The 15,181-nt window shown below is 43.0% G+C and carries 18 protein-coding genes; 7 read left to right on the plus strand and 11 right to left on the minus strand.

Annotated features, from left to right (window positions below; translation table 11 throughout):
• The first annotated feature begins 19 nt into the window (after positions 1 to 19).
• Positions 20 to 796 (plus strand): peptidase, encoded by a 777-nt coding sequence (locus ACTUJY_RS06110; protein ID WP_463615179.1) that lies wholly within the window; start codon positions 20 to 22, stop codon positions 794 to 796.
• A gap of 14 nt (positions 797 to 810) precedes the next feature.
• Here ACTUJY_RS06110 and ACTUJY_RS06115 read toward each other — a convergent pair whose 3' ends face one another.
• Genes ACTUJY_RS06115 through ACTUJY_RS06125 form a run of 3 tightly spaced genes read right to left on the minus strand, consistent with a single transcriptional unit; the run spans position 811 to position 3,459 of the window.
• Positions 811 to 1,755, minus strand: a complete 945-nt coding sequence (locus ACTUJY_RS06115; protein WP_463615180.1) for a hypothetical protein — start codon at positions 1,753 to 1,755, stop codon at positions 811 to 813.
• 28 nt (positions 1,756 to 1,783) lie between these two features.
• On the minus strand, positions 1,784 to 2,572 hold the full coding sequence (gene murI / locus ACTUJY_RS06120; protein ID WP_463615181.1) for a glutamate racemase: 789 nt from the start codon (positions 2,570 to 2,572) through the stop codon (positions 1,784 to 1,786).
• Positions 2,569 to 3,459, minus strand: coding sequence for a LysR family transcriptional regulator (locus ACTUJY_RS06125; protein ID WP_463615182.1), 891 nt, complete (start codon positions 3,457 to 3,459; stop codon positions 2,569 to 2,571). The genes murI and ACTUJY_RS06125 overlap by 4 nt, the downstream gene beginning before the upstream one ends.
• A gap of 125 nt (positions 3,460 to 3,584) precedes the next feature.
• Between ACTUJY_RS06125 and ACTUJY_RS06130 the strand changes: the two genes are divergently transcribed.
• Together ACTUJY_RS06130 and ACTUJY_RS06135 are read left to right on the plus strand one after the other, a co-directional pair.
• Positions 3,585 to 4,187 (plus strand): FMN-dependent NADH-azoreductase, encoded by a 603-nt coding sequence (locus tag ACTUJY_RS06130; RefSeq protein WP_463615183.1) that lies wholly within the window; start codon positions 3,585 to 3,587, stop codon positions 4,185 to 4,187.
• Between the two features lie 8 nt (positions 4,188 to 4,195).
• Positions 4,196 to 5,041, plus strand: a complete 846-nt coding sequence (locus ACTUJY_RS06135; protein WP_463615184.1) for a pirin family protein — start codon at positions 4,196 to 4,198, stop codon at positions 5,039 to 5,041.
• Between the two features lie 49 nt (positions 5,042 to 5,090).
• Here the strand turns inward: ACTUJY_RS06135 and ACTUJY_RS06140 are convergent, their stop codons facing one another.
• Positions 5,091 to 5,474 carry a VOC family protein gene (locus ACTUJY_RS06140; RefSeq protein ID WP_463615185.1) on the minus strand — a complete coding sequence of 128 codons (384 nt, stop codon included), beginning with the start codon at positions 5,472 to 5,474 and terminating at the stop codon, positions 5,091 to 5,093.
• A 125-nt stretch (positions 5,475 to 5,599) separates the two neighbouring features.
• Here ACTUJY_RS06140 and ACTUJY_RS06145 point away from each other — a divergent pair, with 125 nt between their 5' ends.
• Positions 5,600 to 6,271 carry a DUF2987 domain-containing protein gene (locus ACTUJY_RS06145; RefSeq protein ID WP_463615186.1) on the plus strand — a complete coding sequence of 224 codons (672 nt, stop codon included), beginning with the start codon at positions 5,600 to 5,602 and terminating at the stop codon, positions 6,269 to 6,271.
• Positions 6,272 to 6,382: 111 nt separating this feature from the next.
• On the opposite strand, the gene fos is transcribed toward ACTUJY_RS06145, so the two are convergent.
• Genes fos through ACTUJY_RS06160 form a run of 3 tightly spaced genes read right to left on the minus strand, consistent with a single transcriptional unit; the run spans position 6,383 to position 9,214 of the window.
• Positions 6,383 to 6,790 (minus strand): fosfomycin resistance glutathione transferase, encoded by a 408-nt coding sequence (gene fos / locus ACTUJY_RS06150; protein ID WP_463615187.1) that lies wholly within the window; start codon positions 6,788 to 6,790, stop codon positions 6,383 to 6,385.
• A gap of 4 nt (positions 6,791 to 6,794) precedes the next feature.
• Positions 6,795 to 7,418, minus strand: a complete 624-nt coding sequence (locus tag ACTUJY_RS06155) for a hypothetical protein (RefSeq protein WP_463615188.1) — start codon at positions 7,416 to 7,418, stop codon at positions 6,795 to 6,797.
• Positions 7,419 to 7,435: 17 nt separating this feature from the next.
• Positions 7,436 to 9,214 carry a serine/threonine protein kinase gene (locus ACTUJY_RS06160; protein WP_463615189.1) on the minus strand — a complete coding sequence of 593 codons (1,779 nt, stop codon included), beginning with the start codon at positions 9,212 to 9,214 and terminating at the stop codon, positions 7,436 to 7,438.
• 168 nt (positions 9,215 to 9,382) lie between these two features.
• On the opposite strand from ACTUJY_RS06160, the gene ACTUJY_RS06165 reads away from it, so the two are divergent.
• The 3 genes from ACTUJY_RS06165 (at position 9,383) to ACTUJY_RS06175 (ending at position 12,239) form a co-directional block, all read left to right on the plus strand.
• Positions 9,383 to 10,759 (plus strand): AlkA N-terminal domain-containing protein, encoded by a 1,377-nt coding sequence (locus tag ACTUJY_RS06165; protein WP_463615190.1) that lies wholly within the window; start codon positions 9,383 to 9,385, stop codon positions 10,757 to 10,759.
• A 7-nt stretch (positions 10,760 to 10,766) separates the two neighbouring features.
• Positions 10,767 to 11,240, plus strand: a complete 474-nt coding sequence (locus tag ACTUJY_RS06170) for a methylated-DNA--[protein]-cysteine S-methyltransferase (protein ID WP_463615191.1) — start codon at positions 10,767 to 10,769, stop codon at positions 11,238 to 11,240.
• A 63-nt stretch (positions 11,241 to 11,303) separates the two neighbouring features.
• Positions 11,304 to 12,239, plus strand: coding sequence for a diguanylate cyclase (locus ACTUJY_RS06175; protein WP_463615192.1), 936 nt, complete (start codon positions 11,304 to 11,306; stop codon positions 12,237 to 12,239).
• A 26-nt stretch (positions 12,240 to 12,265) separates the two neighbouring features.
• On the opposite strand, the gene ACTUJY_RS06180 is transcribed toward ACTUJY_RS06175, so the two are convergent.
• The 4 genes from ACTUJY_RS06180 to pepQ form a co-directional block, all read right to left on the minus strand.
• Complete coding sequence (locus ACTUJY_RS06180; protein ID WP_463615193.1) at positions 12,266 to 12,481, minus strand: hypothetical protein; 216 nt, start codon at positions 12,479 to 12,481, stop codon at positions 12,266 to 12,268.
• 253 nt (positions 12,482 to 12,734) lie between these two features.
• Positions 12,735 to 13,109: a SirB2 family protein gene (locus tag ACTUJY_RS06185; RefSeq protein ID WP_463615194.1), complete on the minus strand. Its 375-nt coding sequence runs from the start codon at positions 13,107 to 13,109 to the stop codon at positions 12,735 to 12,737.
• Complete coding sequence (locus tag ACTUJY_RS06190; RefSeq protein ID WP_463615195.1) at positions 13,091 to 13,702, minus strand: YigZ family protein; 612 nt, start codon at positions 13,700 to 13,702, stop codon at positions 13,091 to 13,093. Before ACTUJY_RS06190 ends, ACTUJY_RS06185 begins: the two co-directional genes overlap by 19 nt.
• Before the next feature lie 26 nt (positions 13,703 to 13,728).
• Positions 13,729 to 15,054, minus strand: coding sequence for a Xaa-Pro dipeptidase (pepQ, locus tag ACTUJY_RS06195; protein WP_463615196.1), 1,326 nt, complete (start codon positions 15,052 to 15,054; stop codon positions 13,729 to 13,731).
• Positions 15,055 to 15,181 lie beyond the last annotated feature (127 nt).

Here is a 15,181-nt window from a genome sequence, read left to right on the forward strand (position 1 = left end):
CAATTGCGAGGGATTTCAGATGACTTATTGTCTTGCCATAACGTTGGATCAAGGGATTGTTTTTGCATCCGATTCTCGAACCAATGCCGGGGTCGACTATGTAACAACATACAGCAAAATGCATACGTTTAAGCCAGCACCTGATCGCTTTTTTGTTTTGCTGGCCGCTGGGAGTTTAGCTACCACACAAGAAGTGGTCAGCCGGGTTCGCATGGATATCGAAACGGGAAACAAACAGCCCAATTTGGCAACGGTGAGTGCATTATTTGAAGCGGCGCATTACATAGGTACTGTGAGTCGAAGTGTACAAGAAAATCACGCACCAGCACTTAACCAGAGGGGAACCAGTGGCGATGCCACATTTATTTTAGGTGGACAAATACAAGGACAACCACACGGCATTTTTATGGTTTATACCGAAGGCAATTACATATCCGCTTCAGAAGAAACACCGTATCTGCAAATTGGTGAATCGAAATATGGAAAACCGATTCTGGATCGAGTCATTAATCCAAATCTCAGCCTTGAGGATGGCGCTCGATGTGCCATAATTTCAATCGACAGCACCATCCAAGCCAATATGACCGTTGGTGCACCGATTGAATTGACCTTATATCGCAAAGATACCTTTAATGAGTCACAACGCTTGTGTCTAAAACGAAACGATCCCATCTATAAAGATATGCGCAAATCCTGGCATCAGGGATTATTGCAAGCCTTTTCACAATTGCCTCGATTTGCATGGGAAAGCTCTCCAGCCAATCAAATCAATAACGAACCGAACAATGGTATTTAAGTACCACAAAAGTATTAACGTAAAATGTAGGCAACCTCTTCCGGGTAGTCGATAATAACTCTTAAATACTGCAACACCGAACCACCAATTGCACCATCAATTTTGGAGTCCATCATTTTCGACATGTATTGATGAAAATTGTGATCGGCTCGACGTGTAAACCAAACCGGACCTACGGTTTTATTACCGATTGATACTTGCGGTACCTGGATCATCGCTTCATTAAGTAATGCATCGGCTTTTTCGATAACGGTCCAGTTAGGATGCTCATTTCGCCATTGTTCAAAAATTGATGCAACAATGTAGGATGTTCCAACTATACTCGATCGACTTTGGATTATCTTTTTTGCTTCATTCGATAAATCAGCCGTGGCTCCGGTATCAAACAACATTGGTAAAACTTGTCCATTCACTTCCATATCAATACGTGGAAAAGCCGTGGTGTATTTTTCGTTATTGTCCTTTTGAAACCCCAGCGCTAACTTTTGCCATTTAGTGACATCCAAACCATCCAGATTTTTATGCACAATCATTTTCTTTTCGAGATAGTTCCACTCAATAATTTTTTCGGCATGCCAACGACCGCCTAAAAACCCATCTATGCTTCTACCATAAGACGACAACTTTTGTTTGTCTTCAACAAACAAATGTCCTTCCATAAAGTTATCAAGGCCACCCAAAGGAATTGAAAACTCAACCTTAAACTTTGGCATTTCACTTAACTGCGAAAATTCATCTCCTACTTGCCGGGTAATGCTAGGCCATTGGTATTGTTGGAACAGTTCCCGACTGATTGCATTCCAACCACCACCGGTATCGGTAAAGAAAATTACGGTAGTACCATCTTCCAATTTCGGTGTAAGAAAAACTTGGTTTTCAATAAATTTGGCGGGCAACTGCTGCGCATTCAGAGATACTAATGAAATGCTAGTTAGGAATATAAAAATGATAAATTTCATAATCTTTCTTGTTTTTAAAGTATAGGAATCAATCAATCAAAAGTTGCTTTTCCGATTCAAACAAATTCGTTAAAAACGAATTATTCAACAACACGTAAGAGTTTCCTGTGTAAAAAAAGCATCCGGAGTTATTGCTGTTATTTTTTCTCTCATCGAACTTTAATACGTGGCGCACTCGCCGTGCAATGGCATTACCCGAATCCAACCAGCGAATTTGCGGCGCCAAATGCTGAAAACGCTGTTTAAACCAAGGAAAATGTGTGCAACCTAATACCACAACATCTGTCTTTTGATCGACAAAGGGTTGAATGATAGGAAGCAGTTGTTGATCGTCAATGGTTTCACCGAGGATCATCCGTTCTGCGTATTGAACAAGTTGTGGCGACGCAACGCGAACGATCTCACAGTCTTCTGCAAACTGTTCAATTAATTGCCCGGTATATTGGCTGGTTACAGTCGCTTCCGTCGCCAACAAACCTACACGTCGACACGTCGATAATTGTGCCGCCGGCTTTATCGCCGGTACGACTCCGACAAAAGGCAATGCAAATTGCTGCCTCAAGTGATCCAATACCAAAGTGCTTGCCGAGTTACAAGCAATGACAATAGCCTGATAATGTTGTTCTACATTGAGTCGGCTCAGCAACTTAGAGAGCCGAAGTTCCAGTTGCACTTCGCTTTTACTGCCATAAGGAAAAAAAGCGTTGTCCGCCAAGTAATCACAATGCAAGGCGGGTAACTGATGTTTGATTTCTTGAAGTACGGTTAATCCGCCAATTCCCGAATCCAAAATTAGAATAGGATCAAACGCACTCATTTTTTGGCCTGCTTAAGAATTATTTCCATTAACAACCGTATCGCGGGGCCAGCTCTTTCCCCTTTTGCATTTACTAAATAAAGATTGACACTGCGACATCGACCTTGCTCTAACGGTAATGGCAAAAACTCCCCACTTTCCAGTTGCGCTTCCACATAGCTGGTGGGCACCCAACCAAAAGCCAAGCCCCTGGCAATAACCTGAGCCGAAGTCGAAAAATGCGACACCGTAATGCGCTGCTCACTACCCAGCCAACCGGCATCTTGCTTACGTTTTACGCCAGTATCACGCATGACGACCTGACGAAAGGTTTCCAGCTCTTTTAAGCTGATGGTGCGATGCAGTTGATGTAACGGATGCTCACGATGCGCGACCGCCATAAACTCAATGCTAAAAAATTGCTCTCCAAGAAATCCGGGCGGTACCCTTGGTGTGATCACTAAGTCTGCCGCACCATCTAATAAAGCTTCATCGGTACCGGATAATGACGTTTCCAATACGCGGACTCGAGTGGATTTACCATGTTGTGAAAAGTCTTCCAGTGCATCCAGAATTTTGGCCATGGGAAATATCACATCCACCGCAAGGCTGACTTCCGACTCCCAGCCTTGAGAAACGCATTGCGCCAGCTGCTCAATACCATCGGCTTGCTCCAGTAGCTTTTTCGCCTTACGCACCATAACGCTGCCGAGATCCGTGAGTTCGGCTTTACGTCCGCTGAGCTTAAGCACTTGGCCACCAAGCTGTTCCTCAATTCGAGAAATGGCATAACTCACCGTCGACTGACTTTTATTCAGCTGTTCCGCCGCTTTGGCATAGCTGCCTTCTTCGACAACAGCCACCAACGAGGCCCATTGTTCAAGGGTGATTTTTGGCGATGTACTCATCAAAATCTCTAAACCATTTTACTTACCATCTAATAATTCGATTATATTTATCGACTTTAAAGCATTTAAAATCGAATAATTGAATCTATCATAGTCTCATCGACAACCCAAATTCAAGGTGAGTTATGAACCTATTACACATCGAATCCAGCATTTTCGCCGAAAGCGGCGTCTCTAGCCAATTGAGCCGTAGCCTAATCAATCAATTGAAGACCCAAAACCCTAGTCTGGAGGTAAAACAAAAAAGTTTTGCGAATGAGCCTGTTCCACACTTTGACGGTGACGTATTGCAAGCATTAATGACACCCGCAGAACAACGCAGCGAAAGCCAACAACAAAAAGTCGCCTATGCCGACCAACAAATCGAAGACATACAATGGGCCGATGTTTTAGTCATTGGCTTGCCTATGTACAACTTTAATATTCCTTCCATGTTGCAGTCTTGGTTTGACTACATCGCGCGGGCAGGCGTTACCTTCCGCTACACTGAAAATGGCCCCGAAGGTTTATTGAAGCATAAAAAAGCCTATGTGATTGCCACTCGTGGTGGAATGCATCAAGGATCTTCTACCGACAGCCAAACGCCTTTGGTAAAAACCTTTTTAAGTTTTTTAGGTATCGAAAACGTAGAATTTATTTATTCCGAAGGTCTAAACATGGGCGAAGAGGGTAAACAACAGGGAATTGCAGCAGCCGAGCAACACATTCAACAATTGGCATTTGCCTGAGGTGCATCATGACACAACGTCTCGTAACAAAAGTCATCAACGCCAAACCCGCATCGGATGGGGCTGGTGTGAAACTCAACCGCTTAATAGGAAGTGAAGGTTTAAAGTCGTTTGATCCCTTTTTAATGCTCGATGAATTTAATAGCGATCAGGCTGAAGATTATCTTGCTGGCTTTCCTGCGCATCCACATCGAGGCTTTGAAACCGTCACCTATATGCTAGAAGGCAATATGCTGCACGAAGATCATCTCGGCAATAAAGGCTTACTGCAATCCGGTGATGTGCAATGGATGACAGCTGCGCGCGGTATCATTCATTCCGAAATGCCACAACAGGTGGATGGATTAATGCGCGGCTTTCAACTGTGGATTAATTTACCCGCCAAAGAAAAAATGAAAGATCCCCATTATCAAGACATTTCATCGAAAAGTATTCCAGTCGTTGAACATGAAAACTATTGGTTAAAAGTGATAGCCGGAAAACTGGAAGTGGATGGTAAAGCAATTACCGGCGCGGTTTCCGGGATCAGTACCGATCCCATTTATCTGGATCTCCATCTCTTTGCCGGTAATGCATTTCATTTACCGGTCCCTGAGGAACATACATTGTTACTCTACGTTTACGAGGGTGAATTAACGGTTGGTGATCAACGCATTAAAACCCATCAAATGGCGCAGACCAGCCACGGAGACAGCATCGCTCTGCGAGCCTCACATGATGGAGCGAAGTTGTTGATACTTGCCGGAAAACCATTAAAAGAACCCATCGCTAATTGGGGTCCTTTTGTTATGAATACTCGCGAAGAAATCGATCAGGCAATGGCGGATTATCGAAATGGAGTATTAACCGACTAGAAATGATCGCCTGGCCATTTTTTTGGCGGTGATTTTTCCATCGATTTCGTTATGCATTATTAACCGTTTCTTTGAGAAAATTCACCTCCAAAGCAATACCGGCAGGCGAACGAAAGAATACCTGTGTCATTCCAATAGTTTCAATATTTGCAATTTTATAATTCACCTTTGCATCGTTTAATCGGTCAAGCAAATCGTGCAATCCTTCGGATTGAAAAGCAATATGATCCAGGTAGTATTTATCTTTCGTTGGATGATGCTCATCACTCACCGTTAAATGCACTAAAGCCTGATCCTCATGATACAACCAGTACCCGAAGCGACTAAAGTTAGGTCGAGATCCTTCTTTCAACTCTAAAACCTGACAAAAGAAGTCACGTTCTTTGTTGAGCACTGCAAGCGGCGCACTGATGTTAATGTGTTCTATTTTCATGATCGTTTTCTGCTTATATTGCTTACATTCAGTCCTGATTCAGCTTTAAGGTGGCACATTGACATTCGGAACTTTTTCATCACGGTTTATTCTAAACTCATCTGCTTATCCACAAGGAAACAACAATGATAAACACTGGTCGAAATCTTATCAGTATTCTGTACGTATTGTTACTGCCTCTCAGCGTATTCGCAGAGACAGACACGAAAAGTCGCAGTATCGAATACGAAGAAATCAATACCATGCTGTATATGATAAAAAAACGAGCCCGCTCACCCTATGTTTATGCCAATGCCTCAGTTAATTTAGCATCGGAAAATTTGAAGTATGAGGATTTGAGTATTTGGGTTAGCAAAGATGATCAGGAATTGCAAAAAATTACCGTTGCGGAGGATGGTTCCATCGAACTACCCATTTTTGATCCCGACGAAGCTGAAGATATTATGCTCAATATTAATCAACCCAAAGGAGCCGCAAGTTTAAATTTATCAATGGGTGTTAAAGCACCAAACAAAACCGAGCACAACTATCAGGAACTTTTCGTACTGTTAGACGACATGAACGAATTCATGAGTGAAATGGGTGGCATGGCTTCTTGGTTTATTCCTGATATGGATGCGATAAAGTTCACTTTCGACCAACCTGCCACCATAAAAATTTACGCAAAAAAGAAAGTTCATCAATTCCAAACCAATGACGAAAATACCATTACCATTGATCATAAATTTCGCTGGATGAAAGAAAATCCAAAAGTAGAATTCAGCATACTTCCTACAGGTATGTCGCCAGAAGATTAATTTACCTAATTAATTTTGGGCTTTAAAAAATTAAAGTGAAATTGGAAAAGATATTTAAAACCTTCAAGGATGAAGACTCTAATCGAACTGACTGCCAACTCAAATCAATGGTCACGATGACTGAAACCAATGCAATTCTTGATAGGGTGCATCTTTTAAGCTTTGTAATCGGGTTTGTAAATTGCCGACATGAATTTCCAGTTTATGACCATCGGGATCGAGTAAATAATAGGAATTTCCTTCACTATTATTGGTTTTCCACTCCGAAACATTCTGAGCCTTCAATCGTTCGACAAATGTTTTAAAATTATTTTCATCAATATCGAATGCAATATGCGTATAATCCAGTTTTTCATCAGGCTTATCAAGTGACAAGCATAACCATAATTCGCCTAGAGTTAAATAGGCACCGGCCGCCCATGCTACCTTTGCCTGAAAACCCAATAATTCACAATAAAAATTTAATGAACGATCCAGATCACTCACTGCAAGAGTAATATGATTCAATCCTTTAAGCATTCGATCAAGGAACCGCTGCCAACAAGTGAGTATTATTTAAGTCAACTGGACTCATCACCAGTTGCATCCGATTTTCTACCGGTGAAGATTCTTTGCCATCAATGATCACGGTCGTTTTTATCGGATAAACACCTTGTGGCATGCCTTTCGGCAAGGTAAATGTAAACTGATTTTCAAAAGCACCACACTTTAATGTGTCCTTATTGACCACTTTTACCAAACTTTTCAGCTCTTTACTGTTATCCTGGTTGTCATATATGGTAATTCGTTCTTGAATTTCAAAGGACTCTTTTACTTTACCTCGCACAACTTCCAGTGAAGATTGAATAGAAATGGTATTACCCGCTTGTACGACAGCCCCAGGTTCAAGACTTGTTTGGTAGGCGAGCAATTGCGGCTCCTCCGGAAGATCGTTGTGTTTTTGTTTGTATTTATTCACGACCTGATTATCGTTTTGAGTTTGTTCCGTGCGATAGTCAATGATCATATCGTATATCACTTTTGCCGCGACCCCCACAGCAACAAGCGCCGCTACCGTTTTAAGGTGTTTTTTCTTACAGCCCGCAACGGATAAAGCAAAGATAATCACAAAGCTGATTACAAAACTACGTGAGTATAATCTATTCATATTATGTCTCCTTGCCATTATTGTATGCTAATGGCTTGTTTCGCTTTTTCGATGGCACGGGTCGCGTCACGTTTAAGTTTTAGTGCCGGTGCGTATTGCGGTACAAATGCAACTGCAGCATCTGCCTTGGCGATGGCGCAACTGTAATCAAACTGTTGAAAACAACGTTGACCTTCGCGAACAATCTTTTTCGCTTGAGTTAACGCCTGTTGCTTTTGCTCCAACTCCAATGATGCTTTTTGTTTTATAGTAATTGCTACTTCATCGTTATACTTTAACTCTAGTGCAGCTTCCGCCTGGTTTATCGCGCAATGAAAGTCACTTTTATCAAAACAAGTTTGAGCATTTTGCATCACTTCCTGATATTGAGCTTCAAGATCACTCTGTATCTGCTGCACCTGAGTGATTAGCTGACTGGCTCTGAATTGTTTGTCATCAAGAGTTAACACTTCTTGCGCGTTTTGTTGTACACAAGCCCATTGCTTTTGTTGCAAGCAATGTTCCGCTTCAATCAGTAGTTTTTCAATTCTGAGTTGTTTTTGTTGCAACTGATAAGCATCGGTTGCACGGGTTAAGAGCTGAATGGCCTTCCCATGTTCAGGCTTGATATTCAACACGGCATCAGCCTGTCGAATAGCGCAATTAAAATCCTTTTGCTGATAACAAGTTTCAGCCTGCAACAGAGTTTGTTCGATCTTTTTATCCAATTCATCGTTTTGAAAATAGAAAACAGCGACGATTGTTGCGGCAACGACTCCCGTACTTGCAACTATAGTGTTCACTAAATTCAGTTTTGGCTTTCCGAAAAAACCTTCAATAAACTCGTTAATGCTTTGCGTACGATCCGATTGTTTGAGCTGCAATGCGGTTAGTAATGCGCGCCATTCTCTTTTCGTTAATCCATCAATAGGTGCGGGCTGCATTTTTAACGCAAGTGCAGTAGGTGCTGACTTGCCTTGATACGGATGCTGGCCGGTTAAAAGTTCATAAGCGATCACAGCGGCAGCAAACACATCGTCACCGGGATGAGGCGCTTCACGATTAAACATTTCTAGACTCGCGTAGGCTGGCGTAAAGGCGCCAATTTTACCCGCATCAAAATGATCTTGAGTGTCGATTGCCAGGCGCGCGATACCAAAATCGAGCACTTTAGCCCCCTCTTTGGTAACAAAAATGTTCGCCGGTTTTAGATCACAATGAATTACGCCCTTTTTATGAGCATAACTGAGCGCCAAGCAATAATCCTTAATGATTTTTATTGCTCGAGCTTTTGCCAAACCCGGCGTTCCCTGATCGCGCAATAAAGAAAACAAGTCGTTACCTTGCAGCAGCTCCATAGTCATATAAACAGTATCACCGTCACGATCAAAGTCGTGCACAGTAACGATGTTCGGGTGAGCCAAACGGGATGATCGACTGGCTTCGCGTTGCAAAGCGATAAAGGCATCAGGGTGTTGTTTAAAGTCTCCACTTAAAACTTTGATGGCAACATAAGGGTTAATATCACTGGCTTCTACCTTACGCAAATCCTGCGCTTTATACACAGTCCCCATTCCACCAGCGCCGAGCGTTGACTCCAGTACAAACCGTTTATTAAGTACGATTTTTTTCTGTGCTAACGCTCTATCAACATCGCGTTTTGCTTTTTGAAATCCAACATTACCCAATTGTGCCTGAAGCTTTTGACCTATTTGAGTGAGTTGAGCTTGAGGTTTTGAAGCGTGTGTATCCTTAACCTCATCATCACGAAGTGGCTGGTCATTATTGGATGTAGGCTGCTTAGAATTATGAATCATTATGGATTGCCGATTGTGTTTGTCCGCACATGCGTCCCTTTACCAGTCAAAACCTATAATCTCAGATCGGCCTTTTCACAACAAGCGGATATTTGATCGGCAAAAAGGAATCTCTATTTACCTCCGAAAATGGCTAGTTTTTACAGAATGTCCCTTTACAATGGGCTTATGAATGCGACTACTCTCGACCCTACAACTTGCCGAAAAGCACGAATGGCGCGTGATAACCGCTTTGACGGTCTGTTTTTCACAGCAGTGAAAACCACCGGCATCTATTGCCGACCCATTTGCCCTGCCAACAGTCCAAAAGAAGCAAACGTCGAATACTACGCCAGCGCTATTGAAGCCGCTAACGCCGGTTATCGACCCTGTTTACGCTGTCGCCCGGATTCAGCACCTCACTCACCAGCTTGGAAAGGCAGTCAAACCACGTTTGAGCGCGCATTGACATTGATCGATCAAGGGGCTTTGCAACAAACCAGTCTTGAGCACCTGGCGAATAGGCTCGGGATCAGCAGTCGCTACTTACGCGATCTGTTTCAACAGCACCTTGGCACCTCTCCCAAACACTACGCTCAGTACCAGCAGTGTTTATTTGCAAAACACCTTTTGCATGAAAGCCAGTTAAGCGTTACCCAAGTCGCATTGGCCAGTGGCTTTAATAGCTTACGTCGCTTTAATGACTGTTTTAAACAAATGTTAGGTCTGACACCTTCAGAAATTCGACGAAAGCGCCATAACGGTAACGATACCTTAGCGTTAACGCTACACTATCGTCCACCTTTGGATTGGACTGCTCTGTTGGATTTTTTGCGACATCGACAAATAGCAAAGTTGGAGTGGATAATTGATGAAAGTTACGGCCGCAGTTTTCAATACAAAGAGACTTGCGGTTGGTTCGAAGTCACACCACAGCGAGATAAACACCAAATGCTACTGACTTTAAAGTTAGACAATTGGTGCTGGCTCAAACCAATCATCAATAACATTCGGCGATTATTTGATCTCGATGCGGATATGCTTTGCATCTCACAACAGCTGGAATCATTGTTTCCGAAAAGCATTACTTTAAATTCGGGTCTGCGATTACCCGGGATCTGGGATCCCTTCGAGGCCGGAATTCGAGCCATATTAGGTCAACAGGTATCGGTTAGCGCGGCTCGTAAATTGGTGACAACATTGGTCTCTCACCTTGGCTCTAATTTGGATGGCGATCGAAAACTTTTTCCTACCGCCAAACAAATCATGACCTCAGACTTGCAGTTTTTAAAAATGCCCAACAGCCGACGCAACACTTTGCGCAATTTTGCGCACTGGTATTTCGAACGTAACGATCTTCCACTGGCTGATATGCTTAACGTTAAGGGCATCGGTCCTTGGACTTACGACTACGTTCGACTCCGCGGGTGCAGTGATCCCGATGTATGGCTGGGATCGGATTTGGGTGTAAAAAACGCACTCAAAAAACATCAACTTGAGATAGATCCTATGCAGGCTCGTCCTTGGCGCAGCTACCTAACTTTTCAACTCTGGCAACTCTTGTGAAACCACTATGAACATTGATTGTTGGCAATCCCCGCTGGGCATGATAGAAATCTCCAGCGATATAAACCCAGATACTGGCGAAGAAGCTTTACTCTCGCTTTATTTTCGAAAATCCGCTAAAGCCACCGGGAGTTCTTACGTATTACAGGAAACCAAACAGCAATTAGCGCAATATTTTTCAGGGAAAAGGACACAGTTCAATTTACCTCTCTGGTTTAAAGGTACTGACTTTCAAATGGAAGTTTGGCAACAACTACAGACCATAGGTTATGGCGACACGGCCAGCTATGGTGATATTGCACGAGCAATTAAAAGGCCTAAAGCGGTACGCGCGGTAGGCGCCGCCAACGGGCGTAACCCACTTTCAATCGTTGTTCCGTGTCATCGCGTCATAGGAAGTAACGGGACGCTTACCGGATACGCTGGTGGGTTAACACGTAAGCAGTGGTTATTGGAGCATGAATCTCTTTTAAAAAGTTGAAGCTATCACGCTTTTTCCGTCACCGTCTATACTGTAATCTGTTTCCATTATTTTTAGCAGCTTATGACGGACCACAAACAGGGATTGGCTCACGCCATTAACTTAAGCAGCAAAGACAGTTTGAGCGCTGTACTTTCGGTACTGGATGCACTGCCAGAACTGGCCTTTTTGTTATCGGACGATGGGCGTTATTTGGAAGTGTTTGGATCACAAGACTCGCTTTTGGTTGCCGATGCACAATATTTAATTGGCAAAACATTACACGAAGTAATGCCCATTGATAAAGCGGACGAAATTCTCGAAGTGATCAAAACGACCTTAGATGATCAGAAAAACCAAATCATTGAATATCAGCTTCAAGTTCAAGAAGGCATGCGTACATTTGAAGGCCGAGTCGCACCACTCATGTTGCATAATGGTACCAGAAATATCGTTTGGTTCGCGCGTGATATTACTGGGCAAAAACAACGGGAGCAAAAACTGGAGTACATGGCCTATCATGACGGCTTAACGCAACTACCCAACCGCTTAGCTTTGTTTAAACGTTTACAAGAAGAAAAGTCTCGCTGTGCCCGCCATGATCAATACAGTGCGGTATTATTTCTCGATCTTGATAACTTTAAAAATGTGAACGATGATTACAACCACCACATTGGGGATCGGTTACTGGTTAAAGTGGCTTTGCTTTTAGGTGATCAAATCCGAGGTGAAGACTTTATTGCTCGCATTGGAGGTGATGAGTTCGTCATCATTCTATCTATGATCAGCCAAGACAAAGCTCAAGCCATTGAATACGCTAAATCCAGAGCAAATATGATATTGAAAGCAATCAATTCAACAAGTTCGGTTGAAGGTAAACTTATCAATATCTCAACCAGTGTCGGCATCAGTCTGTTATCGGGTTTTGATGAAGATGCCGAAGAAATTTTAAAGCAAGCAGACAATGCTATGTATCAAGCAAAGCAGTCTGGCAAAAGCAATGTAATGATCGTTTGCTGAAAACAGGTTTTAGCGAATCGCCATTTTTACTTTTTCTCTTCAGGGTTTCTTCCTGGGTTATTCGATTTAGAATTTATAACAATTACAGAATAAATAACAATACTGAGTACCACACTCACAATTAAAATATAGGGTAACAAATACGGCAAAGCACCATGTGCCATAGCGTATCCAAAAAGCAAAAAACTCAAACAAAATACAGAGCAGCTGGTCGCCAATAATACAACCAAAAAAGTTTTCATAAACTCACCTTTTTAATGTTCCAATAACTATAATATGCCTTTTCAGTATTCCTTAAACTACCCGTCAACGAATTCAATGGAAATTACCATTAACTCGATAAGTCCATTTAATGGCTTTCGTTTTCCTTCAGTGTTATAACGGCGCTTCGTTTTAATCCGCTAAACTAAATATTGGTTTAATAACGCTCGACTCTCTACCGGAGCCATCACTTCAAGCATTATTTCTGCACTTCTAGCAATAACTTCCGTACGACTAAAATACAGGTTTATACACTGCCGCTGCATATATCGCAAAAAATGTTGCGAGAGCCGCAACAAAAGCAACAATTTTAACCGTTTTGGTTTTACCGCGCTTTAGCGCGTAGGTGCCAAGAATAATATAGGCTACTAACAGCAACAATTTTAACGTAACAAAATCCACTTTTAATGGATAAAGACCGGTCACCAAGACCAGCACAACAGCCGAAAGCAACAACACCGTATCGACAATATGCGGCACAATTTTAACGGGCTTGGCATGCAGCAGTTTTGAGCCGCTGATCATCCAGTAACCACGAATAATAAAGCTTAATAGCGATAGACCGGCAAACGTCATGTGAATGTGTTTTGCTATTGGATAGATTTCCATTGTACTTTTTCCCCAAAACGAACGGTGAGTTGTTGTATTAGTTGTTGTTTATTTTTTGCAGGCAAAATTACTGAGTATGTCAGTTGTGATGCATAATCCACAGCGTTTACTTCACCATCCACCTGCTTGAGTTCATGCTCTATATCTTTGCCACAATCGTAAGGTGCATGAATGGACAACGACACTTTTTCAATTTTACTTTCGGTGATCAATTGTTCCAAGGCAAGCTTGACACCGCCACCATACGCACGCGCCAAACCGCCAGTACCTAACTTGGTGCCACCGTAATAACGCGTGCATACTGCAATAAGGTCACCCACACCAGAATGTTGCAATACATTCAACATCGGTTTACCGGCCGTGCCCGAAGGTTCACCATCGTCACTGCACCCAATTAACGTGGTGCTTTGTGGATTTCCAACAATATACGCCCAGCAATGATGGGTGGCATCGGGTTCCATTTCTCGCAATTGTTTTAAATAAGTTTTCGCTTTATCTACGGTATCAACCCATTTAATCCGCGTGATAAAACGGCTGCCTTTGATCACCTCTTCAACTTCGAGCGGTTGTTTTGGTACCCGGTATCCAGACATTATCCGATCAATTATCGATGATTAGATTAAATTTGAGCGAAAGCTTCACGCGTCAGATTGCGATGACCGTCTACTGTTACCACCACGTTATCTTCAATACGAATACCGCCAAAGACTTTAAATTTTTCAACTTTTTCCCAATTGACTTGTTTGCTGTATTCACTCGCTTTTAAATCCGCTAACAAGGAATCGATAAAATAAAGCCCTGGCTCAATGGTCAGCACCTGATTTGTTTCCATTTTTCGTGTGTTTCGTAAAAACGGATGCGCTTCGGGCGGTTGTGTTACGCCGCCTTGCTCATTGGTTTGGTGCCCCCCCATATCGTGAACCTGCAACCCAATTTGATGGCCTAGGCCATGTGGAAAGAAAACACCGGAAACCCCACTGCTGACCTGTTCCTCTGCATCCATTTTGACAAAATCAAACTGTTTTAAAATAGAAGCAATTTGTCGATGTGTTTCGATATGCAGTTCAACATAACTGTCGCCAGGTTTTATCGATTCGATAATACGCAACTGCATTTCATTCATAGTGCTGATCAAGTCAGAGAACTCATCATTTTTATCGAAAGAGTAGGTCCGGGTAATGTCAGACGCGTAACCATTGACCTGAGCACCGGCATCAATCAAAAACGAATGCATCTGATAAGGCACTTCAGCCTGACAATTGGTGTAGTGTAATATCGACGCATGCTGATTCAGCGCGACGATATTGCCGTATGGCATGTCGCTTTCCAGGTTTCCAGCCGCTTTTAAATACGCAAGATTTATCCCCTGTTCACTTTCACCGGCGTAAAAAGCGTCGCGCGCAGCATTATGTGCGCGTGCCGCGATCCGATTGGCTTCAGCGATACAAGCAATTTCATAATCGGATTTGTACGCGCGCTGCCAGTACAAAGGATACACAATAGTTTCTGGATTCTGGGCCGAAAAACTCACCGCATCAAGCACCCCTTCTTTATGACCGAGTAGGATAATGCGCCCGTCTTTGGGTAAATGCTTAATCGCATCGCTGGGCTGACTGATGGTGTGGATCACTACGTGGTTCACCCAGGTTCCAGCGGGATCCGCCGGAACGGTATGCCAAAAGTCCACCGGTTGATAATAAATCACCTCCGGAGCTCCACTTTGAGGGATCACAATATGGCAATGCGGGTGACTGGTTAGTGGCAACACCGCTTTAAAATGCGGGTTGGGTTTGAACGGGTAATCCATATCATCTAAGTATTGACGGATGGGCATTCCGGAAGGGATCACCGCATAATCGTAATGGTGTGCTTTCATTAACGCCTGGTAGCGGCCGATTAGCGCGGTAAAATGGTTATCAAACTGAACTTCCAGGGATTGGCTCATGAGCGTCTCTTTGTAATGAATTCATAACAGGACAGCCATTATTCCAGAAAGCAAGGTGTAGGAAAACACAGAGTTCAGTACCGATATTGCTATTTGATAAGCATCGGCTAAGCTTTGCTGGCCCAGA

The sequence above is a fragment of the Pleionea sp. WD8-19 genome (assembly GCF_055326765.1).

What these genes read in the sequence shown, in the direction of transcription:
- ACTUJY_RS06110 (WP_463615179.1), top strand. Translation starts at nt 20, where the DNA reads ATGACTTATTGTCTTGCCATAACGTTGGATCAAGGGATTGTTTTTGCA.
- ACTUJY_RS06115 (WP_463615180.1), bottom strand. Translation starts at nt 1,755, where the DNA reads ATGAAATTTATCATTTTTATATTCCTAACTAGCATTTCATTAGTATCT.
- murI (WP_463615181.1), bottom strand. Translation starts at nt 2,572, where the DNA reads ATGAGTGCGTTTGATCCTATTCTAATTTTGGATTCGGGAATTGGCGGA.
- ACTUJY_RS06125 (WP_463615182.1), bottom strand. Translation starts at nt 3,459, where the DNA reads ATGAGTACATCGCCAAAAATCACCCTTGAACAATGGGCCTCGTTGGTG.
- ACTUJY_RS06130 (WP_463615183.1), top strand. Translation starts at nt 3,585, where the DNA reads ATGAACCTATTACACATCGAATCCAGCATTTTCGCCGAAAGCGGCGTC.
- ACTUJY_RS06135 (WP_463615184.1), top strand. Translation starts at nt 4,196, where the DNA reads ATGACACAACGTCTCGTAACAAAAGTCATCAACGCCAAACCCGCATCG.
- ACTUJY_RS06140 (WP_463615185.1), bottom strand. Translation starts at nt 5,474, where the DNA reads ATGAAAATAGAACACATTAACATCAGTGCGCCGCTTGCAGTGCTCAAC.
- ACTUJY_RS06145 (WP_463615186.1), top strand. Translation starts at nt 5,600, where the DNA reads ATGATAAACACTGGTCGAAATCTTATCAGTATTCTGTACGTATTGTTA.
- fos (WP_463615187.1), bottom strand. Translation starts at nt 6,790, where the DNA reads ATGCTTAAAGGATTGAATCATATTACTCTTGCAGTGAGTGATCTGGAT.
- ACTUJY_RS06155 (WP_463615188.1), bottom strand. Translation starts at nt 7,418, where the DNA reads ATGAATAGATTATACTCACGTAGTTTTGTAATCAGCTTTGTGATTATC.
- ACTUJY_RS06160 (WP_463615189.1), bottom strand. Translation starts at nt 9,214, where the DNA reads ATGATTCATAATTCTAAGCAGCCTACATCCAATAATGACCAGCCACTT.
- ACTUJY_RS06165 (WP_463615190.1), top strand. Translation starts at nt 9,383, where the DNA reads ATGAATGCGACTACTCTCGACCCTACAACTTGCCGAAAAGCACGAATG.
- ACTUJY_RS06170 (WP_463615191.1), top strand. Translation starts at nt 10,767, where the DNA reads ATGAACATTGATTGTTGGCAATCCCCGCTGGGCATGATAGAAATCTCC.
- ACTUJY_RS06175 (WP_463615192.1), top strand. Translation starts at nt 11,304, where the DNA reads ATGACGGACCACAAACAGGGATTGGCTCACGCCATTAACTTAAGCAGC.
- ACTUJY_RS06180 (WP_463615193.1), bottom strand. Translation starts at nt 12,481, where the DNA reads ATGAAAACTTTTTTGGTTGTATTATTGGCGACCAGCTGCTCTGTATTT.
- ACTUJY_RS06185 (WP_463615194.1), bottom strand. Translation starts at nt 13,109, where the DNA reads ATGGAAATCTATCCAATAGCAAAACACATTCACATGACGTTTGCCGGT.
- ACTUJY_RS06190 (WP_463615195.1), bottom strand. Translation starts at nt 13,702, where the DNA reads ATGTCTGGATACCGGGTACCAAAACAACCGCTCGAAGTTGAAGAGGTG.
- pepQ (WP_463615196.1), bottom strand. Translation starts at nt 15,054, where the DNA reads ATGAGCCAATCCCTGGAAGTTCAGTTTGATAACCATTTTACCGCGCTA.